The sequence below is a fragment of the Agromyces sp. NPDC058104 genome, assembly GCF_042884835.1.
GTDB lineage: Bacteria > Actinomycetota > Actinomycetes > Actinomycetales > Microbacteriaceae > Agromyces.
Genome location: NZ_JBHVTD010000004.1, coordinates 14,156 through 37,532, shown reverse-complemented (window position 1 = coordinate 37,532; position 23,377 = coordinate 14,156). Strand labels below are relative to the sequence as shown.

The 23,377-nt window shown below is 72.4% G+C and carries 21 protein-coding genes; 17 read left to right on the top strand and 4 right to left on the bottom strand.

Features of this window, described 5'->3' with window-relative positions; all coding sequences use genetic code 11:
* The first annotated feature begins 280 nt into the window (after positions 1–280).
* On the top strand, positions 281–2,701 hold the full coding sequence (locus ACFVTH_RS17635) for a hypothetical protein (protein WP_387093772.1): 2,421 nt from the start codon (positions 281–283) through the stop codon (positions 2,699–2,701).
* Between the two features lie 96 nt (positions 2,702–2,797).
* Here ACFVTH_RS17635 and ACFVTH_RS17630 read toward each other — a convergent pair whose 3' ends face one another.
* Positions 2,798–3,793 (bottom strand): ketopantoate reductase family protein, encoded by a 996-nt coding sequence (locus ACFVTH_RS17630; RefSeq protein ID WP_387093769.1) that lies wholly within the window; start codon positions 3,791–3,793, stop codon positions 2,798–2,800.
* Positions 3,794–3,864: 71 nt separating this feature from the next.
* Here ACFVTH_RS17630 and truB point away from each other — a divergent pair, with 71 nt between their 5' ends.
* Genes truB through ACFVTH_RS17610 form a run of 4 tightly spaced genes read left to right on the top strand, consistent with a single transcriptional unit; the run spans position 3,865 to position 6,546 of the window.
* Positions 3,865–4,785: a tRNA pseudouridine(55) synthase TruB gene (gene truB / locus ACFVTH_RS17625; protein ID WP_387093766.1), complete on the top strand. Its 921-nt coding sequence runs from the start codon at positions 3,865–3,867 to the stop codon at positions 4,783–4,785.
* On the top strand, positions 4,782–5,150 hold the full coding sequence (locus tag ACFVTH_RS17620) for a hypothetical protein (protein WP_386942007.1): 369 nt from the start codon (positions 4,782–4,784) through the stop codon (positions 5,148–5,150). The genes truB and ACFVTH_RS17620 overlap by 4 nt, the downstream gene beginning before the upstream one ends.
* A 29-nt stretch (positions 5,151–5,179) precedes the next feature.
* Complete coding sequence (locus ACFVTH_RS17615; RefSeq protein WP_387093764.1) at positions 5,180–5,617, top strand: hypothetical protein; 438 nt, start codon at positions 5,180–5,182, stop codon at positions 5,615–5,617.
* Positions 5,614–6,546 carry a bifunctional riboflavin kinase/FAD synthetase gene (locus tag ACFVTH_RS17610; protein WP_387093762.1) on the top strand — a complete coding sequence of 311 codons (933 nt, stop codon included), beginning with the start codon at positions 5,614–5,616 and terminating at the stop codon, positions 6,544–6,546. The genes ACFVTH_RS17615 and ACFVTH_RS17610 overlap by 4 nt, the downstream gene beginning before the upstream one ends.
* Before the next feature lie 84 nt (positions 6,547–6,630).
* On the opposite strand, the gene ACFVTH_RS17605 is transcribed toward ACFVTH_RS17610, so the two are convergent.
* A complete protein-coding gene (locus tag ACFVTH_RS17605; RefSeq protein WP_387093760.1) occupies positions 6,631–7,569 on the bottom strand; it encodes an ROK family protein in 939 nt (312 codons plus the stop codon).
* Positions 7,570–7,688: 119 nt separating this feature from the next.
* Here ACFVTH_RS17605 and ACFVTH_RS17600 point away from each other — a divergent pair, with 119 nt between their 5' ends.
* The 6 genes from ACFVTH_RS17600 (at position 7,689) to ACFVTH_RS17575 (ending at position 13,544) form a co-directional block, all read left to right on the top strand.
* Positions 7,689–8,633, top strand: coding sequence for a sugar-binding transcriptional regulator (locus tag ACFVTH_RS17600; protein WP_386942013.1), 945 nt, complete (start codon positions 7,689–7,691; stop codon positions 8,631–8,633).
* Between the two features lie 38 nt (positions 8,634–8,671).
* Complete coding sequence (gene deoC / locus ACFVTH_RS17595; protein WP_387093757.1) at positions 8,672–9,694, top strand: deoxyribose-phosphate aldolase; 1,023 nt, start codon at positions 8,672–8,674, stop codon at positions 9,692–9,694.
* 11 nt (positions 9,695–9,705) lie between these two features.
* A complete protein-coding gene (locus ACFVTH_RS17590) occupies positions 9,706–11,271 on the top strand; it encodes an aldehyde dehydrogenase family protein (protein ID WP_387093754.1) in 1,566 nt (521 codons plus the stop codon).
* Positions 11,268–12,128, top strand: a complete 861-nt coding sequence (locus tag ACFVTH_RS17585) for an aldehyde dehydrogenase family protein (RefSeq protein WP_387093751.1) — start codon at positions 11,268–11,270, stop codon at positions 12,126–12,128. Before ACFVTH_RS17590 ends, ACFVTH_RS17585 begins: the two co-directional genes overlap by 4 nt.
* An 8-nt stretch (positions 12,129–12,136) precedes the next feature.
* Positions 12,137–12,376, top strand: a complete 240-nt coding sequence (locus tag ACFVTH_RS17580; RefSeq protein WP_387093748.1) for a hypothetical protein — start codon at positions 12,137–12,139, stop codon at positions 12,374–12,376.
* Between the two features lie 187 nt (positions 12,377–12,563).
* On the top strand, positions 12,564–13,544 hold the full coding sequence (locus ACFVTH_RS17575) for a glycerophosphodiester phosphodiesterase (protein ID WP_387093745.1): 981 nt from the start codon (positions 12,564–12,566) through the stop codon (positions 13,542–13,544).
* A 12-nt stretch (positions 13,545–13,556) separates the two neighbouring features.
* On the opposite strand, the gene ACFVTH_RS17570 is transcribed toward ACFVTH_RS17575, so the two are convergent.
* Complete coding sequence (locus ACFVTH_RS17570; protein WP_157422625.1) at positions 13,557–13,835, bottom strand: metal-sensitive transcriptional regulator; 279 nt, start codon at positions 13,833–13,835, stop codon at positions 13,557–13,559.
* 54 nt (positions 13,836–13,889) lie between these two features.
* Between ACFVTH_RS17570 and ACFVTH_RS17565 the strand changes: the two genes are divergently transcribed.
* Positions 13,890–16,277: a heavy metal translocating P-type ATPase gene (locus ACFVTH_RS17565; protein WP_387093742.1), complete on the top strand. Its 2,388-nt coding sequence runs from the start codon at positions 13,890–13,892 to the stop codon at positions 16,275–16,277.
* A 48-nt stretch (positions 16,278–16,325) separates the two neighbouring features.
* Entirely contained in the window at positions 16,326–18,242 is a 1,917-nt protein-coding gene (locus ACFVTH_RS17560) for a DUF2207 family protein (RefSeq protein ID WP_387093739.1), read from the top strand.
* A 75-nt stretch (positions 18,243–18,317) separates the two neighbouring features.
* Here ACFVTH_RS17560 and ACFVTH_RS17555 read toward each other — a convergent pair whose 3' ends face one another.
* Positions 18,318–18,533: a hypothetical protein gene (locus tag ACFVTH_RS17555; RefSeq protein WP_387093736.1), complete on the bottom strand. Its 216-nt coding sequence runs from the start codon at positions 18,531–18,533 to the stop codon at positions 18,318–18,320.
* A 58-nt stretch (positions 18,534–18,591) separates the two neighbouring features.
* Here ACFVTH_RS17555 and ACFVTH_RS17550 point away from each other — a divergent pair, with 58 nt between their 5' ends.
* The 4 genes from ACFVTH_RS17550 to ACFVTH_RS17535 all read left to right on the top strand — a co-directional run bounded on the left by ACFVTH_RS17550 (position 18,592) and on the right by ACFVTH_RS17535 (position 23,370).
* Positions 18,592–19,323: a ZIP family metal transporter gene (locus ACFVTH_RS17550; protein ID WP_387093733.1), complete on the top strand. Its 732-nt coding sequence runs from the start codon at positions 18,592–18,594 to the stop codon at positions 19,321–19,323.
* 214 nt (positions 19,324–19,537) lie between these two features.
* The gene (locus ACFVTH_RS17545; RefSeq protein ID WP_387093731.1) at positions 19,538–21,661 is read left to right on the top strand and encodes a DEAD/DEAH box helicase; all 2,124 of its coding nucleotides are present in this window, start codon (positions 19,538–19,540) and stop codon (positions 21,659–21,661) included.
* A 180-nt stretch (positions 21,662–21,841) separates the two neighbouring features.
* On the top strand, positions 21,842–22,873 hold the full coding sequence (locus ACFVTH_RS17540) for a 6-phosphofructokinase (RefSeq protein WP_387093728.1): 1,032 nt from the start codon (positions 21,842–21,844) through the stop codon (positions 22,871–22,873).
* A 20-nt stretch (positions 22,874–22,893) separates the two neighbouring features.
* Positions 22,894–23,370 (top strand): 8-oxo-dGTP diphosphatase, encoded by a 477-nt coding sequence (locus ACFVTH_RS17535; RefSeq protein WP_387093725.1) that lies wholly within the window; start codon positions 22,894–22,896, stop codon positions 23,368–23,370.
* Positions 23,371–23,377 lie beyond the last annotated feature (7 nt).

Genomic DNA, 23,377 nt, shown 5'->3' with positions numbered 1-23,377 from the left:
CCCCCATTTCGAGGACATAATGGGGGACATTGCCAAGCCCCCGGCAGTAGCGAAACCCGAAGCACCACCCGCAACACCCGATACCCGAAGCTGATCGCCACGGAGGCCCCTCCGCGTCGATCGTCGCTGTGTGCGCTCGATCCGGCCATGCAGGTGCGAACACGCACTCGCGAGGCCGGATCGAGCGCCCGCGAAGCACTGCACCCGTGCGCGCCTTCGCCATGCCTTCGCGTTTCTCCGTTTCGCCGCCGAGCCGGGCCGATCCCTGGAGAGAACCCGAATGAGCAAGCCCGGCGCCGGTCTGGCGCACGCTGCAGACGGCGACGTCCGCGCACGGAAGCGATCCTCGTCCGTCCACCCGCTGCGCCGTCTCGCGGCAGCGGTCACCGCCCTCGTGCTCGGTGCCGGTCTCGCCCTCGTCGGCGTCGCCGCACCCGCCTCCGCGCACACGGGCGATCTGACGGCGAAGGCCGTCTGCAACGTCGAGACCGGCGAGTACGACGTCACCTACACGCTGAAGCTCTCGAACGTGCCCGATGCCAAGACCGGCACCACGAACTGGCGGGTCGGCACGTCGAAGTTCGACGGCACGCCCAGGAACGCCGATGGCATGGACCGCGGGCCGCTCACCTCGAAGGGAAACACCACGCTCACGCTCGGCACCGAGAGCCTGCCCGGCGACACCGTCGGCAACGGTCCGTGGGTGTACGCCTTCACGAGCTGGGACAAGAACAACAAGAAGGGCTCCGACGGTCGCATCGAGGGCCTGACCGGCGACTGCGGCAACGAGAGCACGGTCAAGAAGATCACCTTCTGCCACGCGACCGGCAGCGCCACGAACCCCTACGTGCGGCTCACGACCTCGGTCAGCGCCTTCCTGAACGCGGGGCACATCGACCACCAGGACCGCCGCGACATCTACCCGGCGTTCACCTACAAGAAGCCCGGCAAGAACGGCCAGCTGATCACGGTTCCCGCCCAGGGCGACCAGAGCCTCCTCCAGTACGAGGACTGCACCAAGCCGCCCACCAGGATCGCCGTCCCGACGGCCTCGTTCGCAGATGAGTGCGGCGTCGACAACTACGTGCTGAGCTATGACAAGAAGCTCGAGGGCGTCGTGTGGTCGGAGTCCGTCGCGGGCGGAAAGGTCACCCTGACGGCGAAGCCGGCCGCGGGCTACGTGTTCGAGGGCGGCAAGTCCGAGGTCGTGTTCGGCCCGTGGACGCTCAACCAGGAGCCCTGCGACGTGAAGGTCCCGGTCCCGACCGCGTCGTTCGCGGATGAGTGCGGTGTCGACAACTACGTGCTGAGCTACGACGAGAAGCTCGAGGGCGTCGTGTGGTCGGAGTCCGTCGTCGACGGCAAGGTCACCCTGACCGCGAAGCCGGCCGAGGGTTACGCCTTCGAGAACGGCGAGTCCGAGGTCGTGTTCGGCCCGTGGACGCTCAACCAGGAGCCCTGCGACGTGCTGGTCCCGGTGCCGACCCAGGCGTCGTTCGCGGATGAGTGCGGCGTCGACAACTACGTGCTGAGCTACGACGAGAAGCTCGAGGGCGTCGTGTGGTCGGAGTCGGTCGCGGACGGCAAGGTCACCCTGACGGCGAAGCCGGCCGCGGGCTACGTGTTCGAGGGCGGCGAGTCCGAGGTCGTGTTCGGCCCGTGGACGCTCAACCAGGAGCCCTGCGACGAGAAGATCGCCGCCCCCGTCGCCACCTTCACCGATGAGTGCGGTGTCGACAACTACGTGCTGAGCTACGACGAGAAGCTCGAGGGCGTCGTGTGGTCGGAGTCGCTCGTCGACGGCAAGGTCACCCTGACCGCGAAGCCGGCCGAGGGATACGCCTTCGAGAACGGCGAGTCCGAGGTCGTGTTCGGCCCGTGGACGCTCAACCAGGAGCCCTGCGACGTGTTGATCCCGGTGCCGACCCAGGCGTCCTTCGCCGACACGTGCGGCCCCGACAACGAGTCGCTCGCGTACGACACGTCGCTCCGGGGCGTCGTGTGGTCGGAGTCGGTCGCGGACGGCAAGGTCACCCTGACGGCGAAGCCGGCCGCGGGCTACGTGTTCGAGGGCGGCAAGTCCGAGGTCGTGTTCGGCCCCTGGGCCCTCGATGACGAGCCCTGCATCGCCCCCGCGCTCGATGGCTCGGTCGCGACCGGGGTCTGCGAGGCCGACGCGCCGTGGATCTCCTACAAGGTCGCCCTGACCGACCCCGACGACCAGGCGACCAGCCGCGAGGTCTCGCTCGTCCTGAGCGACGGCGAGCACACCGAGACGATCGCCCTCGGCACGCTGAACGACGAGGGCGTCCTCGAGGATCGCGTCCTCTGGCCCGGCGCCTCCGTCGACGACGAGGGCAACGCCACCGGATGGCCCGGCTGGAAGCAGCTCGGCGACGGCACGTGGGTCCAGACCGACGACAACTTCGCGTGGACCCGCAACCTCACGAGCGCGACGTTCGTGGTGAACCCCGAGCTCTCGGTGGCGCTGAGCTACCCGCCGGCCACGCCCGACTGCATCGCGGCGCCGCCGGCGCCCGAGACGCCGGGCGGCGACGGCGAGACGCCGTCGACCCCGGCCGGTGACGGCCTCGCCTCGACCGGCTTCGCCGGCACGACGATCGCGATCGTCGCGGGCGTGGTGGTCCTCGCGGGCATCGCGTTCCTCGTGATCGCGCGCCTGCGCCGCAAGCAGTCCTGACGCAGCACACGAAGGGGGTCCGGTTCGCCGGGCCCCCTTCGTCGTCGCTGCGACCGTGTGCCCGGCGTTCGGCAGGTGCGGGTCCGGGGCCGTCGGTCAGGCGGGGACGGCCGCGAGCACCCGCTCGGGAGCGAGCGGGGCACCGCTCGCCTCGACCTCGTGCACGAGGGCGGTGAGTGCGCGGCTGACCGGGGCGTCGAGCCCGGCGAGCGCCGCCTCGCGCACGACGGCCCCGTTCAGGAAGTCGATCTCGGTCGGCTGGCCGCGGCGCACGCTCTGCTGGGTCGAGCCGAGGTTCGGCACCCCGCCCATGCGCACCCGCATGAGCCATGGGAGGACCTGGCCGAGCGCGAGCGGAAGGCGTGCGAAGAGCCGCAGCCGCCGATCGCCGAGGCCCTGCAGGGCTCCGAAGCGCACGCCTCGCGCGATGCCGACGCGCACCGCCTCGCGCATCGAGGCCGCCACGACGCGGCGCAGTCGGCGGTCGTCGACGACGTCCTGCACGCTCCTGCCGACGATCGCCGGCACGGCGTTCAGCATGTTCACGATGAGTTTCGTCCACTGGGCGCCGCGGAACCCGGCGATCGCGACGACCGGCACGGCGTCGGAGAGGATCGCCGCGAGTCGCCTCGACTCGGCATCGGGTGCGCCGTCGCCCCGGCCGAGGTAGCTCGTCGCGGGCGTCGTCACCCGGACGACGCCCGGCTCGGTGTAGTTCGCGGCGATGATCGAGAGCAGCCCGACGGCGTGCGAGCGGGGGAGCAGTCGTTCGGCCGTCGCGACCCCGTCGAGCCCGTTCTGCACGACGACGACCGGCACCCCGTCGACGAGCGCCGCGTTCGCGGTGATCGCCGCCTCGGCGTCCTGCGCCTTCGTGCAGACGAGCACGAGCTCGGGGCGCTCGGTGAGCAACTCGCCGGCCGCGACCCGCGCGTGGGCGTCGCCGTAGCCGCCGCTCAGCCGGATGCCGTCCGCCCTGATCGCCGCGAGGCCCGTGCCGCGCGCGGTCACCTCGATCTCGTGTCCGGCGCGTGCCAGCAGCGCCGCGAACGTCCCGCCGAGCGCGCCCGCGCCGATGATGCCGATCCTCACTGCTCCAGCGTAGGGCCGCGCCGCACGGCTCGGCGCCGGCCGGGGTGCGTGCGACTGTTAGCCTGAGGGGCGTGAACAGCGGCATCCTCCTCGTCGACAAGCCGCAGGGGATCACGAGCCACGACGTCGTCGCCCGCATGCGGCGCCTCGCCGGGACGCGCAAGATCGGTCACGCCGGCACGCTCGATCCCATGGCGACCGGCCTGCTCGTGCTCGGCGTCGGCAGCGCGACGCGTCTCCTGCATTACCTCGTCGGGCTCGACAAGGAGTACTTCGCGACGATCCGGCTCGGCTGGGGCACGACGACCGACGACGCCGAGGGCGACGCGCTGCCTGCGACGCCCGAGATGACCGACGCTGCCCTCGCACAGGGCGAGTCGAGCCTCCGCGAGGCGATGCTCGCCTTCACGGGCGAGATCGAGCAGGTGCCGAGCGCGGTGAGCGCGGTGAAGATCGACGGCAAGCGGGCGTACCAGCGGGTGCGCGACGGTGAAGCGGTCGAGATCGCGCCCCGCCGGGTCACGATCTCGGCGTACGAGCTGCTCGCCGTGCGCACCGGCGAGGGATGCCTCGACCTCGACGTGCGCGTCGAGTGCTCGTCGGGCACGTACATCCGCGCGCTCGCGCGCGACCTGGGCTCGGCGCTCGGCACGGGCGGCCACCTGACGGCGCTCCGCCGCAGCCGCATCGGCCGCTTCGACGTCGACGAGGCCGGCGAGCTCGAGGGCTTCGACGTCGCCGCCTCGATGATGACGCCGACCGCGGCCGCGCGCCGGGCGCTCCCGGTCGTCGATTTCACGGAGGCCGAGGCCGTCGACCTCGGCCACGGCAAGCGCGTGCCCGTGAGCGGCGCCGGCGACGAGGCATCCGCCGAGCGCCGTGGCGAGCCCTTCGCGGCCGTCGCGCCCGGCGAACGGCTCGTGGCGATCGTCGAGCGACGCGGCGGGCAGTGGAAGGTCGTCACCGGATTCCCGCAGGAGGGCGGCGCATGATCGAGTGGTTCGCCTGGGTGCAGCTCGCGGTCGCCGTCGCGGCGGGTCTGCTCTGCCTGGTGCTCGGCTTCGCGGGCCGCGTGCCGAGCGACCTCACGCTCGGGGCGCTCGCGCTCGTCGAGCTCCTGCTCCTCGTGCAGGTCGTGGTCGCCATCGCCGCGCCCGCGTTCGGCAACTCGCCCACGGGCAGCCCGCTCGAGTTCTGGGTCTACCTCGTCTCGGCGGCCCTGCTGCCGCCCGCCGCCGCGTTCTGGGCGCTGCTCGAACGCAACCGCTGGTCGACCGTCGTGCTCGGCGTCGCCGCGCTCTCGGTCGGCGTGATGGTCTATCGGATGCTGCAGATCTGGACCGTGCAGTCCGTCTGAGCGCCGCACTTCTGAGAGAATCGAACGACATGGAAAGCCTGCAGAGCGCCCCGGCGGAGACCCGTACGCCGACGAAGATGAGCGGTATCGGGCGCGTCCTCGTCGCCGTCTACGGCGTGCTGGCGCTCGCCGCCCTCGGTCGGTCCTTCGTGCAGATCGTCTCGAAGTACGACGAGGCGCCGCTCGCGTACGCCCTGTCGGCTCTCGCCGCAGCGGTGTACGTCGTCGCGACGATCGCGCTCGTGCGGCCCGGCGTGGTCTGGTACCGGGTCGCCTGGGCGACGATCGCCTTCGAGTTCACCGGCGTCATCGTGGTGGGCACGCTGAGCATCGTCGACCCTGCGCTGTTCCCGCACGACACGGTGTGGTCGTGGTTCGGCCGCGGCTACCTGTTCATCCCGCTCGTGCTGCCCGTGCTCGGCAAGTGGTGGCTCGCGAAGCACCGGCCGACGGCGGAGGCCGAGTGAAGACGTACAAGGGCCTCGGAGCCGTCCCGCAGGGCTTCGGGCCCTCGGCCGTGACGATCGGCAAGTTCGACGGCGTGCACCGCGGGCACCGCGAGGTCATCGCGCGACTCCGCGAGATCGCCGCGGCCGAGCACCTCGCCACCACCGTCGTGACGTTCGACCGCAATCCGCTCGCGCTGCTCGCGCCCGACAAGTGCCCCGAGTCGCTCGTGAGCGTGCGCCAGAAGCTCGAGCTGCTCGCGACGACGGGCGTGGATGCCACGGTGCTGCTGCCGTTCGACCGCGCACTCGCCTCGGTGCCGGCGACGGAGTTCGTCGAGCGGGTGCTCGTGGACACGCTGCAGGCGAAGGCCGTCCTCGTGGGCAGCGACTTCCGCTACGGAGCCAGGGGCGCCGGCGACGTCGCGCTGCTCGTCGACCTGGGCGCGCGCTTCGGCTTCACCGTCGAGGTCGTCGGCGACGTCGCACCCGACGGTGAGCGACGGGTGTCGTCGACCTGGGTGCGCGAACTCCTCGCCGAGGGCGACGTGCGTCGGGCCACCGAGCTGCTCGGGCACACGCCGACCGTGTCGGGCATCGTGGTGCACGGGGCGGCTCGCGGCCGTGAGCTCGGGTTCCCGACGGCGAACCTGACGCCCGAGTCCGAGGGGCTCATCCCGGCCGACGGCGTGTACGCGGGGTGGCTCACCGACGCGGGCACGCGGTACCCCGCGGCGATCTCGGTCGGCGACAACCCGACGTTCGAGGGCGTGCCGAAGAAGCAGGTCGAGGCCTATGTGCTCGACCGCGAGCTCGACCTCTACGACCACGTCGTGGACGTGGAGTTCGTCGACCGCATCCGCGGAATGGTGGCCTTCACCTCGATCCCGGCGCTCATCGACACGATCCGGGACGACGTCGAACGCACCCGCGGCATCCTGGGGCTCTGAGGCGGGCCCGGCGCGACCCGCCCTCGCCGTGGACGGCGACCCCGACGGGCGCCCGAACGAGGCGGGAGCCGTCGACCCGTGCGGTCAGACGATGAGGTCGGGCCGGTGCACGAGCGCCGCCGCGCCGATCAGGGGGCCTTCGTCGGAGAGCGCGGAGGGCACGATCTCGACGCGCGTCGCGAAGGCGAACCCGGTGCGCTCGGCGACCGCGGCGCGGGCGTGGTCGAAGAGCGCGGGGGAGACCCGTGAGAACCCGCCCCCGATCGCGACGAGATCGAGGTCGAGCAGGTTCGTCGCCGAGGCGATGGCGTGGCCGATCGCGGTGCCCGAGCGTTCGACCGCCGCGATCGCGACGGGGTCGCCCGCGGCGTGGGCGTGCGCCAGGTCTTCGCCGGTCGTGCCGGCGAACCCCTGTGTGCGGGCCCAGGCGACGGTGCGCGGACCGGAGGCGATCGCCTCGAGGCAGCCGCGGCCGCCGCAGGTGCACGGGTCGTCGAACCCGCCGACCTCGATGTGGCCGATGTGACCGCCGTTGCCCGTGGGGCTCGCGACGGCTCGGCCGCCGATCACGAGCCCGCCGCCGACTCCCGTCGAGACGACCATGCCGAGGAGGTTCTCGCCCCGACTGCCGGCCCCGGCGCCGACCCAGTGCTCGGCGAGCGCGATGCAGAGGCCGTCGATGCGCAGCACGACGGGCGTTCCGGGAAGGATCTCGCTCAGCCGGTCGCGAAGCGGGTGCCCGCGCCACGCCGGCACGTTGAGCGGGGAGACGCGGCCGGTGGCGACCTCGATCGGGCCGGCCGAGCCGACGCCGACGCCGACGAGACCGGCGTCGGCGGGCAGGGCGGCGATGGCCGCCTCGACGACCTCCCGGACGGACCGGTCGAGCTCGTCGGCGGTCGCGCTCGGCCCGGTCGGGCGCCGGTGGCGGGAGCCGGCCAGCAGGGTGCCGTGCTCGTCGACGAGCGCGGCTTCGACCTTGGTGCCGCCGAAGTCGACGGCGAGCGCGAGGGGCGTGGGCATTGCACCAGCATAGGCGCGCAGCATCCGCCATCGATCTGCTCATATGAGCAGCATCCCCTGCGAGTGTTGCCGATGAGCACCCGGCTGCCTACGCTGGATGTCGAGGCGGACGGAGGCGCATGGACGAGATCGACGAACTCCTCTCCATCAGGGCGGCCGAGCTCTACTACGAGGAGAACAAGACCCAGGACGAGATCGGCCAGGCGCTGAATCTCACCCGGTGGAAGGTCGGGCGCCTGCTGGCGCAGGCCAAGCACCGCGGGTTCATCCGCATCGAGATCCTGCACCCGCGAGCGCGGCGGCTGCCGATCGAGCGGCGCCTCCGCGAGGAGCGCGGGCTCACCGACGCCATCGTCGTCTCCTCCGCGGGCGTCGCCTCGGCAGAAGAGCTGCAGGCGCGCACCGCGCAGGCCGCCGCCGACTACCTCACCGCGCTCCGCCCGGTACCGCGCACGCTCGGCGTGAGCTGGGGGCGCACCCTCTTCGAGATCTCCCAGCACCTGCGCAACGGCTGGGCGACCGGCGTCAACGTCGTGCAGATCAACGGCGGCGTGAGCCTCAACCGTCGCGCGGGCACCGCGGCGGCGACCGCCGTCGCGATCTCGCAGAAGGGCGGCGGCCAGGCGACGCTCCTGCCGAGCCCCGCGATCCTCGAACGGCTCGAGACGAAGCACGCCATCGAGTCCGACCGCGTCGTCGCCGGCGTCATCGAGCTCGCCCGCTCGGCCGACGCGTACCTGTTCAGCGCCGGTGCCGCCGACCACAACTCGGTCCACGTCGAGAGCGGCTACCTCGCGCCCGGCGACGTCGACCTCCTCGTCGCCAAGGGCGCCGTCGGCGACGTCGTCGGCCGGTACATCGACTCCGACGGCAACATCGTCGACCCCGCCCTCGACGCCCGCACCGTCGGGCTCACCCTCGACGAGATCCGCAGCTCGCCCCTCGCGATCGCCGTCGTCGCGGGCCCCGCCAAGCACGCCGTGGCCGACGCGGTCGTGCGCAGCCGGCTCTGCACGGTGCTCGTCACCGACGAGTCCACCGCCCTCCATCTCCTCGACGGCTGATCCAGCGCCGTCCTCCACACGAAAGCCAGGTCCAACTCATGCCAGCACCGGTCAACGCCGGCACCGCCCTCGCCACCGCGCGCGAGCGCGCGCTCGCCGTGCTCGGCGGCGAGCCCGACGACCAGACGCTCGGTCGCTATCTCCACGGCATCCCGGGGGTCGACGCCGTCGGCCTCGAGCAGCGCGCCGCCGCCCTCGGCACCCGCTCGATCAAGACGACGTCGAAGGCCTGGGCGCTCGACCGCATCATCGAGCTCATCGACCTCACCACGCTCGAGGGCGCCGACACCCCCGGCAAGGTCCGCTCGCTCGTCGCGAAGGCGCTCACGCCCGACGCGTCCGACCCCGCGACGCCGCGCGTCGCCGCCGTCTGCGTCTACGGCGACATGGTGCCGTACGCGGTCGAGGCGCTGGGCGCCGCGCACGGCGACCCCGATGACGGCCTCATCTCGGTCGCCGCGGTCGCCACCGCGTTCCCCAGCGGCCGTTCCTCGCTCGCCATCAAGCTCGCCGACACAGCCGAGGCGGTCGCCGCCGGGGCCGACGAGATCGACATGGTCATCGATCGCGGCGCGTTCCTCGCGGGGCGCTACGGCGAGGTCTTCGACCAGATCGTCGCGGTGAAGGAGGCGTGCCGCCGGCCCGACGGCACGAGCGCGAGCCTCAAGGTGATCCTCGAGACCGGCGAGCTCGTGACCTACGACAACGTGCGCCGCGCCTCGTGGCTGTCCATCCTCGCCGGCGGCGACTTCATCAAGACGTCGACCGGCAAGGTGTCGCCCGCGGCGACCCTGCCCGTGACGCTCCTCATGCTCGAGGTCGTGCGCGACTGGCATCGGCTCACCGGACACAAGGTCGGCGTGAAGCCGGCGGGCGGCATCCGCTCGTCGAAGGACGCGATCAAGTACCTCGTCACCGTCGCCGAGACCGTCGGGGAGGAGTGGCTCGTGCCCCACCTCTTCCGGTTCGGGGCCTCGAGCCTCCTCAACGACGTGCTGCTCCAGCGCCAGAAGCTGACGAGCGGGCACTACTCGGGCGCCGACTACGTGACGATCGACTGACTGGACTGAACATGAGCTTCCTCGACTACGCACCCGCACCCGAGTCGCGCGCGATCCTCTCGCTCCGCGACAGCTACGGCCTCTTCATCGACGGCGAGTTCGTCGACGGCCGAGGCACCCCGTTCCAGACCATCTCGCCCGCGAGCGAAGAGCGCATCGCGATGATCGCGAACGCGAACGAGGCCGACGTGGCCGACGCCGTCGCGGCGGCACGCCGCGCGTACGACCGCGTGTGGTCCAAGATGAGCGGCCGCGATCGCGGCAAGTACCTCTTCCGAATCGCGCGCCTCGTCCAGGAGCGGGCGCGCGAGCTCGCGGTCGCCGAGTCGCTCGACAACGGCAAGCCGATCAAGGAGTCGCGCGACGTCGACGTGCCCCTCGTCGCGGCGTGGTTCTTCTACTACGCGGGCTGGGCCGACAAGCTCGACCACGCGGGCCTCGGCGCCGACCCGCGCTCGCTCGGCGTCGCCGCCCAGGTGATCCCGTGGAACTTCCCGCTGCTCATGCTCGCGTGGAAGATCGCGCCCGCGCTCGCCGCCGGCAACACGGTCGTGCTGAAGCCCGCAGAGACGACGCCGCTCACGGCGCTCATCTTCGCCGAGATCCTGCAGCAGGCCGAGCTGCCGCCGGGCGTCGTGAACATCGTCACGGGCGCGGGCGACACGGGTGCGGCGCTCGTCGCGCACGAGGGCGTCGACAAGGTCGCGTTCACGGGCTCGACCGCCGTCGGCCGGGCGATCGCCAAGCAGATCGCGGGCACCGACAAGAAGGCGACGCTCGAGCTCGGCGGCAAGGCGGCGAACATCGTCTTCGACGACGCGCCCATCGACCAGGCGATCGAGGGCATCGTCAACGGCATCTTCTTCAACCAGGGGCACGTGTGCTGCGCCGGTTCGCGACTCCTCGTGCAGGAGAACATCCACGACGAGGTCGTCGAGCGGCTGAAGACCCGCCTCTCGACGCTGCGCCTCGGCGACCCGCTCGACAAGAACACCGACATCGGCGCGATCAACTCGCGCGAGCAGCTCGACCGCATCCGCATGCTGAGCGATGCCGGTGTCGAGGAGGGCGCCGAACGCTGGAGCGCCCCGTGCGAGATCCCCGAGAACGGGTTCTGGTACGCGCCGACGATCTTCACGAACGTGCAGACCTCGAGCCGCATCGCCCGCGAGGAGATCTTCGGCCCGGTGCTCTCGGTGCTCACCTTCCGCACGCCGCAGGAGGCGATCGCGAAGGCGAACAACACCCCGTACGGACTCTCGGCCGGCATCTGGACCGACAAGGGCAGCCGCATCCTCGCGGTCGCCGACCAGCTGCGCGCCGGCGTCATCTGGGCGAACACGTTCAACCGCTTCGACCCGGCGTCGCCGTTCGGCGGCTTCAAGGAGTCGGGATACGGCCGCGAGGGCGGCCGTCACGGGCTCGCCGCGTACCTCGCCCCTGCGCCGATCGGGCAGGCAGCGGTGACGCGTTCCGCCGCGAGGTCGGCGATCGCGGCGGATGCCCCGGCGGCCGAGCCGACCGCCAAGCGCCCCCGCCGATCGCAGAAGGCCACCACGAAGGGATCGAAGCGATGACCCGCCTCGCCGTGCCGAAGACGTACAAGCTCTACATCGGCGGCAAGTTCCCGCGCAGCGAGTCGGGGCGCACCTACGAGGTCGCGGCGCCCGACGGCCGCTTCCTCGCGAACGCCGCGCTGGCCTCCCGCAAGGACGCCCGCGACGCGGTCGTCGCCGCGCGCGCCGCCGTCCCGGGCTGGGCGGGTGCGACCGCCTACAACCGCGGCCAGGTGCTGTACCGGATCGCCGAGCTCCTCGAGGGTCGCCGTGCGCAGTTCGTCGCCGAGATCGAGGACTCCGAGGGCGTCTCGCGGGCCGTCGCCGCCGCCCAGGTCGACGAGGCGATCGATCGCTGGGTCTGGTACGCAGGCTGGGCCGACAAGTTCGCCCAGGTCGCGGGCAACGCGAACCCGGTGGCGGGGCCGTACTTCAACATCTCGGTGCCCGAGCCGACCGGCGTCGTCGCGATCGTGGCCCCCCAGGACACCTCGCTCCTCGGCCTCGTCTCGGCGATCGCGCCGGCGCTCGTCGCCGGCAACTCGGTCGTGGTCGTGGCGAGCGAGCCCTTTCCGCTCTCGGCGATCAGCCTCGCCGAGGTGCTCGCGACGAGCGACGTGCCGGGGGGCGTCGTGAACGTGCTGACCGGGTCGCCCGCCGAGATCGCGCCCTGGCTCGCGAGCCACGCCGACGTCAACGCGATCGACCTGGTCGGCGCCGGCGCGCTCGACTGGATCTCGCTCGAGGTCGCGGCGGCCGACACGCTCAAGCGGGTGCTGCGCCCCGAGAACGGGCCCGACGCCGCGGCGCCGGCGCTCGGTCGCATCTCGGCGTTCACCGAGACGAAGACCGTCTGGCACACGAAGAGCCTGCGGTAGGGGCGACGGTGGCGGGCCGCAACGGCGCCTCCGACGAGCGCGGCCGGCTCGTCACCGATCCCTTCGACTACCGCATCGCGAAGGACGGTGCGGTGGTCGTGTCGCGCGGCGGGCGGGTCGTGACGACGGTCGGCGGCCGCGATGCCGCGCGGCTCGGCGCCGCGCTGCAGGCGGCCGACGACGAGCGGGTGCAGCATCTGCTCGCCCGCGCGACGGGCAACTACCGGCGCGGCAACGAGCGGCGCTGACGGCGGCCGGTCGGGTCGGTGCGACGAGCGTGCCAGGGCCGTCGGTGCCGCGGTTTCGCGGCGCGTCGGCGGTGCCGTCGGGGGCGCAGGATTCTCCTCGGAATTCGGTAACGAAACGGTAACGGTGTTGCTAGAGTAGCGTGCACCGCGCGGGCAACGGCGCCCCGCGGTGGAAAGGCCCGAACCCGTGAAGCACGCCTTCCGCACGGTCGACCCCGAGACCGTGCGGCGGCGGCCGAGTGCCGTCGCAGCCACGCCCCCCGCCCGCCCCCGACTGTTCGACGCCCTCGCGATCCCGCCCCGCAGGGCGATCCGCGCGGCGCTCGCCGCGATCGCGGTCGCGATCCTCGCCGCGGTGCTGCTCGTCGCGCAGACGCCGCCGACGGTGTACGCCATCGACGTGTTCGGCGCGCTCCGCGCACCCGGCGAGCCCGCCTTCACCGTCGGTCATCGTGGTGACCGGGCGACCGCGCCGGAGAACACCATGCCCTCGCTCGAGCTCGCGATGGATGAGCTCGCGTTCGTCGAGACCGACGTGCAGCTCACGCGCGACGGCGTGCCCGTGCTCTTCCACGACGTCACCCTCGAGCGCGTCACCGGCGATCCCCGCACGGTGGGGGAGCTCGAGCTCGACGAGCTGGCACGGCTCGATGCGGGCGCCTGGTACGCCCCCGAGTTCGCGGGCACGCCCATCCCGACGCTCGAGGAGTTCTTCGTCGCGCTCGCCGAACGCGACGACGCCCGTGCGCTCGTCGAGCTGAAGGCCGACTGGACCCCCGACGAGGTGAAGGCGGTGACGGGCCTCGTCGACCGGCACGGGCTCCGCGGGCGCGTCGTGCTGCAGAGCTTCAGCCTCGAGACGCTCGTCTCCCTGCAGTCGGTGGCCCCGACCCTTCCGCGCATCATGCTCATCCGCGAGCTGCCGGCCGATCCGGTGCCGCTCGCGGAGCGGCTCGGGCTCATCGGCTTCGGCACGACGGTGGACTCGGTGACGGCCGAGCCCGGCGCGCTCGTCCTCGCGCACGAGGCCGGCGTCGCGGTGCTCTGCTACACGCTCAACACCGACGAGCACTGGGAGGCGGTGAACGCGCTCGGCGTCGACGGCATCATCACCGACGAGCCGAGCGAGCTCGACGCCTGGCTCGCGGTGACCTCGCCGGGCACCTGAGCGCGTCGAGGGTCAGCTGCGGTTGTTCGAGAGCTCGAAGATGCGCACGAGCTCGGCGACCGCCTCGTCGCGCTGCTCGCCGCCCTGCTCGTACATGTGCGAGACGTGGGTGCGCAGGTGGTTCTCGACGAGGAGCTTGTTCAGGGAGCCGAGCGACTTCTGCACGGCGAGCGACAGCGTGATGATGTCGACGCAGTAGTCCTCGTTCTCGATCATCTTCTCGATGCCGCGCAGTTGGCCCTCGATGATCTTCGTGCGGTGCAGTGCGCGCTTCTTGATGTCCTCGATCACCCTCACAGGATACCCCGTTTGCGCCGAATACCCCTAGGGGGTACTCTCGAACCCATGACGACGCTCGAGACGACACCGGTCCGCACCATCGACCTCGACATCGAGGGCATGACGTGCGCGAGCTGCGTGGGCCGCGTCGAGCAACGCCTCGGCCGCCTCGACGGCGTCGAGGCCGCGGTCAACCTCGCGACCGAACGAGCGCGGGTCACCTTCCCGCAGTCGACCTCGATCGACGCGCTCGTCGAGGCGGTGAAGCAGGCGGGCTACACCGCGACGCCGGTTGCGGTCGTCGGACCTCCGGTGCGACCCGCCGAGCCCGGCCACGCCCTCGACGGGGTGTCGGGTGAGCCGTCCGACGACCGCGACCTCGACCTCGACCTCAACCGGCCGGCATTCTCCGGCGCGGCCGAGAGCTCCGTGCGGTCAGACCAGGCCGAGCTCGAGGCCGGCACCCGCCGCGAGGCATCCGACCCGCTCATGACGCGGCTCGTCGTCTCGACGGTGCTCACCGTGCCGGTGGTGGTCATCGCCATGATCCCGGCGTTCCAGTTCACGTACTGGCAGTGGCTCTCGCTCACGCTCGCCGCCCCGGTCGTGGTCTGGGGCGGCTGGCCGTTCCACCGCGCCGCCTGGCAGAACCTGCGGCACGGCGCCCTCACGATGGACACGCTCGTCTCGCTCGGCACCCTCACCGCCTTCGCGTGGTCGCTGTGGGCGCTCTTCCTCGGGCACGCCGGCATGCCGGGCATGACCCACGAGTGGTCCTTCGGGGTGCGCGGCACCCCGGGCGGCGACATCTACCTCGAGGTCGCGGCGGGCGTCATCACGATCCTGCTGCTCGGGCGGGTGCTCGAGGCCAAGTCGAAGCGGCGCGCGGGCCGGTCGCTGCGCACCCTGCTCGAGCTCGCCCCGCGCGAGGTCTCGGTCCTGCGGGAAGCGAACGCCGTCGGCGGAGCCGGCGCGGCCCCGACCGAGGTGCGGGTGGCGATCGGCGCGCTGCGGCCCGGCGACCGCTTCGTCGTTCGGCCGGGCGAGCGCATCGCGGCCGACGGCGTGGTCGCCGACGGCGAGGCGAGCGTCGACGAGTCGATGCTGACGGGCGAGCCCGCGCCGGTCGACGTCGCGGCGGGCACCGCGGTCACCGCGGCGACCATCGTGCACGGCGGCAGCATCGTCGTCACCGCCGCCCGCGTAGGCGCCGACACCCGGCTCGCGCAGATCGCGCGCCTCGTCGAGGACGCGCAGCTCGGCAAGTCGAAGGCCCAGCGCCTCGCCGACCGGATCTCGGCGGTGTTCGTGCCGATCGTCATCGCGATCGCCGTCGGCACCGCGATCGTCTGGATCGCGACCGGCAGCCCGGTCGAGCAGGCCGTCACGGCGGCCGTCGCCGTGCTCGTGATCGCCTGCCCCTGCGCGCTCGGGCTCGCGACGCCGATGGCGATCCTCGTCGGCACGGGCCGCGGAGCCGAGCGGGGCATCCTGATCACCGGGCCCGAGACGCTCGACCGCACGGCCGGCATCGACACGATCCTGCTCGACAAGACCGGCACCCTGACGACCGGGCGCATGCGCCTCGGCGAGGTCACCACGACCGACGGCACCGAGCCGGCCGCCGCGCTCCGCATCGCGGCCGCCCTCGAGCAGCGCTCCGAGCACCCCATCGCACGGGCCGTCGTCGACGGCGCCGCCGAGCGCGGGGTCGTCGTGCCCGAGGCGCAGGAGTTCCGCGCGCATGCCGGACTCGGCGTCTCGGCGAGCGTCGACGGCGTCCGTGCGGCCGTGGGGCGTCCCGCCTTCCTCGAGGGGCTCGGCATGACCCTGCCCGCGGTGCTGGCCGAGCGGGCCGCCGCCTCCGACGCCACCGCTGTCGCCGTCGGCTGGGACGGCGAGGTGCGCGCGCTCCTCGAGGTGGGCGACTCGATCCGCCCCGGTGCCCGTGAGGCGGTCGACCGGCTGCGCGCCCAGGGACTCGAGCCGATCCTGCTCACGGGCGACGCGCGTCGCCCGGCCGAACGCGTCGCCGCCGAGCTCGGCATCGAGCGCGTGCACGCCGAGGTCAGCCCCGAGGGCAAGCTCGCGGCCGTCACCGAGCTGCAGGCCGCGGGGCGCAAGACCGCGATGGTCGGCGACGGGGTCAACGACGCCGCAGCGCTCGCGGCGGCCGACCTCGGCATCGCGATGGGCGGCGGCACCGACGCGGCGGCGAGCGCGAGCGACCTCGCGCTCACCCGCGACGAGCCCGCGGCGATCCCCGACGCGATCTCGCTCGCCAGGGCGACGCTCGGCACGATCCGCGGCAACCTCTTCTGGGCCTTCGCCTACAACGTCGCGGCGATCCCACTCGCGGCGGCGGGGTTCCTGAACCCGATGATCGCGGGTGCGGCGATGGCGTTCTCGAGCATCTTCGTCGTGCTGAACAGCCTCCGACTGCGTCGGGCCTGACCCGCGACGCACCTGACGAACCGGTGCGGCGGCGGCTAGCGTTGGGGCATGCCCCGTCGCCCCGCCCGTCGCGCCGTCGTCGCACGACTCGCCGCCGCGTTCGCGGCCGCATCCTCCGCCCTGCTCCTGGTCGGCGCCCTCGGTGCCGCGCCCGCCGTCGCGGGGGAGCGCGGGGCATCCCGACCGCTCGACGTGGCGGCCGGGCCGCCCGCCGCCGCGCCCGAGGCGCTCGCTCCGCTCGGCGTGCGCGCCGGGCCCGACGACTTCGTGTTCGACTCCTTCGACGCGGTCTACGAGCTCTCGCTCGACGACGAGGGGCGCTCCGTGATGGAGGTCACCGAGACGCTCGTCGCGGTGTTCCCCGAGTTCGACCAGAACCACGGCATCCGCCGGGCCATCCCGCTGAACTACGACGGGCATCCGGTCGACCTGGTCGTCGAATCGGTGACGGATGCCTCGGGCGCGCCCCGGCCGTTCGAGACGGAGGCCGACGAGGACGACGAGTTCCTGCTCGTCACGAGCCGTGCCGACGGCTTCGTGCACGGCGAGCAGACGTACGTGTTCCACTACCGCATGCGCAACGTCACCCACGTGCCCGACGACGCGGCGATCGACGAGATCTACTGGGACGTCAACGGCACCGGGTGGGCGCAGCCCTTCGGCGTCGTGCGCGGCGAGCTGCGCCTCTCGGCCGAGCTCGCCGACGCGATGACGGGCGACATGGCCTGCTACCGCGGGTGGTCGGGATCGAGCGACCCCTGCGACTCGATGACGAGCGAGCCCGTCGACGGCGGGGCGGTCGTCGTGGCCGAGGCCGCCGGGCTCGGGCCGTACGAGAACCTCAGCTTCGCGGTCGCGTTCGAGCCGGGCACGGTCGTGCCGCGCGACGACTCATTCTGGTCGTCGCCCGCCGCCGTCGGCAGCGCGATCGCGGCGGCGCTCGCCGTGGTCGCCGCCGCCGTCGCGCTCGCGCTGCGCCTCGGCCGGTGGCGCAGCCACCCCGGCCGGGGCACGATCATCGCGCAGTACGAACCGCCCGAGGGCGTCTCCGCGTTCGTCGCCGCGGAGCTCGTCGGCAGCATGTCGCGGGGGGTCACCGCGACCGTGCTCGAGCGCGCCGTCGCCGGGGAGCTCCGGGTCGTCGAGACCGGGTCCCGCCGCTACGCCGTCCAGTTCACCGGCGGTGGGCCTGCGGGCGACGAACACGCCCGGGCGGTCATGGAGGCGCTCTTCGGCAGCCCGCCGCAGCCCGGCGCCCTGCGCGAGATGAAGTCGAGCGACACCGCGCTCGGCAAGCGACTGCTCGCGATCAGGCAGCGCGTGTCGAGCGGGGTCGTCGCGGCGGGGCTCCGGCGCAGCCCCGACCACGGCCTCCGCATCCTGCTCGCGATCGGGGCCGGCATCGCGGCGGTCGCGAGCTTCGTGCTCGGCGTCATCGCGCTCACCTCGGTGATGGGCGGCGGCTGGCCCGCGCTCTGCTTCATCGTGGCGATCCTCGCGGGGCTGCTCGCGATCGGGACGGTCGCGTCGGTGCGTCCGCTCACCGGGCGCGGCCGCGAGCTCCGAGACCACCTCGAGGGCCTGCGGACGTACATCCGGCTCGCCGAGGCCGACCGGATCCGGGTGCTGCAGAGCCCGGAGGGCGCGCTCCGCATCGACACGAGCGATCTCGGCCAGGTGCTGAAGCTCAACGAGCGCCTGCTGCCCTACGCCGTGCTATTCGGCTTCGAGCGCGACTGGAGCCGCGAGCTCGCGGTGCTCTACGAGCAGCTCGGCCGACAGCCCGACTGGTACTCGGGCAGCAGCGGGTTCAATGCGGCCTACTTCTCTGCGGGCGTCGCCTCGTTCTCGAGCTCGTCGAACAGCTCGTGGTCGGGGTCGAGCGCGAGCTCCTCGTCGAGCGGCTCGAGCGGCGGCGGCTCGTCGGGCGGCGGTGGCGGCGGCGGAGGCGGCGGGGGCGTCTAGGCCGGCCCGGCTCGGCTCGGCCCTCGTCGCGAGCCGAGGCATGGTCGCGGCCGCGCCGCCCGCTCCGGCGAGCCGTCACCCGCCCTCGCTCGCCGCGGCCGCTCGCTCGTCGCCGAGATCGACCCTCCGCTCGGCGTCGAGGCCCTCGACCTCCTCGTCGAGCACGTCGTCGAGCGAGCGCTCGTCGTCGTCGTGCGCCTCGTCGGCCTCGTCGAACTCGGTGTCCTGCGAGACCGTGAAATCGTCGTCCTCGGGCGCGAACTCCGCGCCCGCCCCCGCGAGCTCGTCCATGTCTCAAGGGTAGGCGCGTCGGCGGCGAACGGGTAGCCCCGGTCCCTATGCTCGCAGCATGGCCGACTGGATCCTCGCGGGCATCGCCGGACTCCTCGCCGGCGGCGCGCTCCTCCTCGGCGCCGTCATCGCGTGGTACGTGAAGGTGCCGACGCGCGTCGTGGCCTCCATCATGGCCTTCGGCTCGGGCGTGCTCGTCTCGGCGCTCGCCTTCGACCTCGTGCTCGAGGCGCAGGACGAGGGCGGCTTCTGGCCGACGGTCGGGGGGTTCGCCGTCGGAGCGATCGTCTACGTGTTCGCGAACCAGCTGCTCGACCGCCTCGACAAGCGCAACCCGCGCGGTACGGGGGAGGACCCCGGCACCGGCACCGGCATCGCCGTCGGGGCGCTCCTCGACGGCATCCCCGAGTCGGCGGTGCTCGGGCTCAGCATGGTCGGCGGCGGGGGAGTGAGCGTGCCGGTGTTCGTCGCGATCCTGATCTCGAACATCCCCGAGGGGCTCTCCTCGACGGCGGCGCTGAAGGAGAGCGGGCGTTCTCGCACGTACGTCTTCGTGCTCTGGGCGGGCATCGCGCTCGCGAGCGCGCTCGCGTCGCTCGCGGGGTTCGTGCTGCTCGACGACGCCCCGGGCGAGCTCACGGCGTTCATCACGGCCATCGCGGCGGGCGCCATCCTCGCGATGATCTGCGACACGATGATCCCCGAGGCGTTCCGCACGGCGCACGCCTTCACGGGCCTGCTCGCGACGGCGGGGTTCCTGCTCAGCTACGCCGTGCACGTCGTCGGGTGACACGCGGTTCACGCCGGAGGCCCTTCGCCCGCTAGAATGGGGGAAGCGCCCGACGAATCCGTTCTTCGGCCGACCGTGCGAGCCCCGCTCGCCGCTGCTCGGTTCGGGATTCGGCGTACCTCGCCGCGCGGCACCGAGCCGCAGCGCGCGGGCTCGATCACCAGGTGGTGCCGAGGGGGCGTGCCGGGCACGGCACGAAGGAAACGGGAGGACCATGGCCCAGACGAGGCAGCGGCAGCGTACGCGTTCGCGCGACGACGAAGCACCCATCATCCCGATCCTCGCCCGCAAGGTGCGAGAGGTCGAGCAGAAGGCGCAGAAGGGCAAGCTCGGCCCGACGAACCGCACCAAGTTCCAGGTCATCGCGCTGCTCATGCGCGAGGAGCGCGCCCGGGTCAAGGCCGACGCCGAGATCGGCGACGCGGCCCGCGCCGAGCTCCTGAAGCGGCTCGACGGCATCGCGCAGATCCTCGCGAAGACCGCCGCCCGCGACACGAGCCTCATCCAGCTGCTCGAGCCCGACGCCTCGATCTCCACGGTCGCGCAGCGATTCCGCCGCGACTGGCTGCTCGAGTCGGGCGCCGAGCTGAGCCCCGACGAGCTCATCATCACGCGCGAGCCCGAGGTGAAGCTCGAGGTCTCCGAGAACCAGGTCATCCCCGCCTCGGTGAAGTCGCGCCAGCTCGCGAACCCGTTCCTCGCGCCCGACTTCTCGAAGCCCGCCGCGCCGCTCGTGCCCGTGCGCCGGCTCGCCAACTGGGAGCTGCTCGGCCCCCTCTTCAAGTCGTTCGAGCAGGGCTCGGGCGGCCAGGCCGCCTCGATGGAGCTGCCCGAGGCGCCCAAGGCCGACCGCCTCTCGCCGCGCGGCCTCGAGCTCATGAAGCACCAGGCCCGATTCATCGAGAGCGCCCGCGAGGGCCACCGCGCGTTCCTGCTCGCCGACGAGCCGGGCCTCGGCAAGACAGCCCAGTCGGTGCTCGCGGCATCCGTCGCGAACGCCTACCCGCTGCTCGCGGTCGTGCCCAACGTCGTGAAGATGAACTGGGCGCGCGAGGTCGAACGGTGGACCCCGCACCGCCGCGCCACCGTGATCCACGGCGACGGCGACACGCTCGACGCCTTCGCCGACGTCGTCATCGTGAACTACGACGTGCTCGACCGGCACATGGCGTGGCTGTCGACGCTCGGCTTCCGCGGCATGGTCGTCGACGAGGCGCACTTCATCAAGAACCTGCAGTCGCAGCGCTCGAAGAACGTGCTCGCGCTCGCCGAGCGCATCCGCAAGTCGACCCCCGGCGGCAACCCGCTGCTGCTCGCCCTCACGGGCACGCCGCTCATCAACGACGTCGACGACTTCCGCGCCATCTGGAAGTTCCTCGGCTGGATCGACGGCGACAAGCCCTCGGCCGAGCTCCTCGCGAAGCTCGAGGAGACCGGGCTCACCCCCGCAGAGCCCGGCTTCTACTCCGAGGCCCGGCGCACCGTCATCGATCTCGGCATCGTGCGCCGTCGCAAGGTGGATGTCGCGGCCGACCTGCCTGCGAAGCGCATCGCCGACCTGCCCGTCGAGCTCGACGACGAGCTCGGCCGCTCGGTGCGCGCCGCCGAGCGCGAGCTCGGCAACCGCCTCGCCTCGCGGTTCCGCGCGCTCGTCGAGGCCCGCCACCTGAAGGTCGGCGACCTCGACGAGGACACCCGCGACCAGTTCATCCGGGCCGTCGCGAGCGCCGAGCTCGAGGAGTCGAAGTCGTCGAAGTCGGGCGAGAACGTCTTCACGATGGTGCGCCGCATCGGCCAGGCGAAGGCCGGGCTCGCGGCCGACTACGCCGCCCAGCTCGCCCGTTCGGTCGGCAAGGTCGTCTTCTTCGCGAAGCACATCGACGTCATGGACCAGGCAGAGGCGGCCTTCGCCGCACGCGAACTGCGGACCGTGTCGCTGCGCGGCGACCAGACCGCGCTGCAGCGCCAGGCCGCGATCGACGCGTTCAACAAGGACCCCGAGGTCTCGGTCGCCGTCTGCTCGCTCACCGCGGCGGGCGTCGGCGTGAACCTCCAGGCCGCGTCGAACGTCGTGCTCGCCGAGCTCAGCTGGACGGCCGCCGAGCAGACCCAGGCGATCGACCGCGTGCACCGCATCGGCCAGGAGGAGCCGGTCACCGCGTGGCGCATCATCGCCGCCCACACGATCGACGCTCGCATCGCCGAGCTCATCGACTCGAAGCAGGGCCTCGCGGCCCGCGCGCTCGACGGCCAGGACGTCGAGCCCGGCTCGGCTGACTCGGTGCAGCTCGACGCCCTCCAGCACCTGCTCCGGCAGGCGCTCGACGGGGCGCTGTAGGCGCGGATCGTCTCGGACGCCCTGCATCTGGCGCGATGCTTGCGGGTTTCTGGCGACCTTGATTCGCGGCGGCGCCCGAGCCGTCTCAGCAGAGTCGAGGTTCGCTAGACTTCCGAACGTCGTGCCCCGATGAAGCGGCTCCAGCGACGATTTCCCCCAGTGCAAGGAGTCCCACGCGTCATGAAGATCGGAATCCTCACCTCCGGCGGCGACTGCCCGGGGTTGAACGCCGTCATCCGCGGTGCCGTCCTCCGGGGCGTCATCTCGCACGAGACGGAGTTCGTCGGCTTCCGCTGGGGCTGGAAGGGCGTCGTCGAGGCCGACATCATGCCCATCACGCGCCACGACGTGCGCGGCCTCTCGAAGCAGGGCGGCACGATCCTGGGCTCGAGCCGCACCAACCCCTTCGAGGGCGAGGGCGGCGGCCCCGAGAACATCCAGCGCATGCTCGACGAGCACGGCATCGACGCGATCATCGCGATCGGCGGCGAGGGCACGCTCACCGCGGCCCGCCGGCTGCACGACGAGGGCGGCATCAACGTCGTCGGCGTCCCCAAGACGATCGACAACGACCTCGCCGCCACCGACTACTCGTTCGGCTTCGACACCGCGGTCGAGATCGCGACCGAGGCGATCGACCGCCTCCGCACGACCGCCGACTCGCACGGCCGCTGCATGGTGCTCGAGGTCATGGGCCGCCACGTCGGCTGGATCGCCCTGCACTCGGGCATGGCCGGGGGAGCGCACGCGATCCTCATCCCCGAGCAGCCCCAGTCGATCGAGCAGATCTGCGAGTGGGTCGAGTCGGTGCGCGACCGCGGCCGTTCCCCGCTCGTGGTCGTCGCCGAGGGCTTCACGCTCGAGGGCATGGACGAGGCGCACTCGCACAAGGGCCTCGACGCGTTCAACCGCCCGCGCCTCGGCGGCATCGCCGACATCCTCGCCCCGATGATCGAGGAGCGCACGGGCATCGAGTCCCGCGCGACCGTGCTCGGCCACATCCAGCGCGGCGGCGCGCCGTCGGCCTACGACCGGGTGCTCGCCACCCGCCTCGGCATGGCCGCGATCGACGCCGTGTACGACAACGCGTGGGGCTCGATGGTCACCCTCCGCGGCACCGACATCAAGACCGTCTCGATCGCCGAGGCCGTCGGCACCCTGAACCGGGTGCCGCAGTCGCGCTACGACGAGGCGCGCATCCTCTTCGGCTGATCGGTCGACGGGAACCACCCATGTACCAGGTCTGCGTCTGCTACCTCCTCCGCGAACGCGACGGGGTCACCGAGGTGCTCCTCGGGCGCAAGAAGCACGGCCTGGGCGAGGGCTACTACGTCGGGCTCGGCGGCAAGCTCGAACCCGGCGAACAGGCGGTGGATGCCGCGGTGCGCGAGGTCTTCGAGGAGTCGGGCCTCGTCGTGGTCGCCGGCGACCTCGAGCCGCGCGGCCTCCTCAGCTACCACTTCCCGCACCGCGAGTCGTGGAGCCAGGAGTCGACCGTGTTCGTCGGCCGCCGCTGGCAGGGCGACCCCGTGGCATCCGACGAGCTCGACCCCGAGTGGTTCGCCCTCGCCGAGGTGCCGTACGCGCAGATGTGGGACGACGCGAAACGGTGGCTGCCCGGCGTGCTCGCGGGCGGCGAGGTGCGCCGCACCTTCGTGTTCGGCGAGGATCTCGCCACTGTGGTGACGGAGCACGGATCGGTCGCGTAGGATCGAC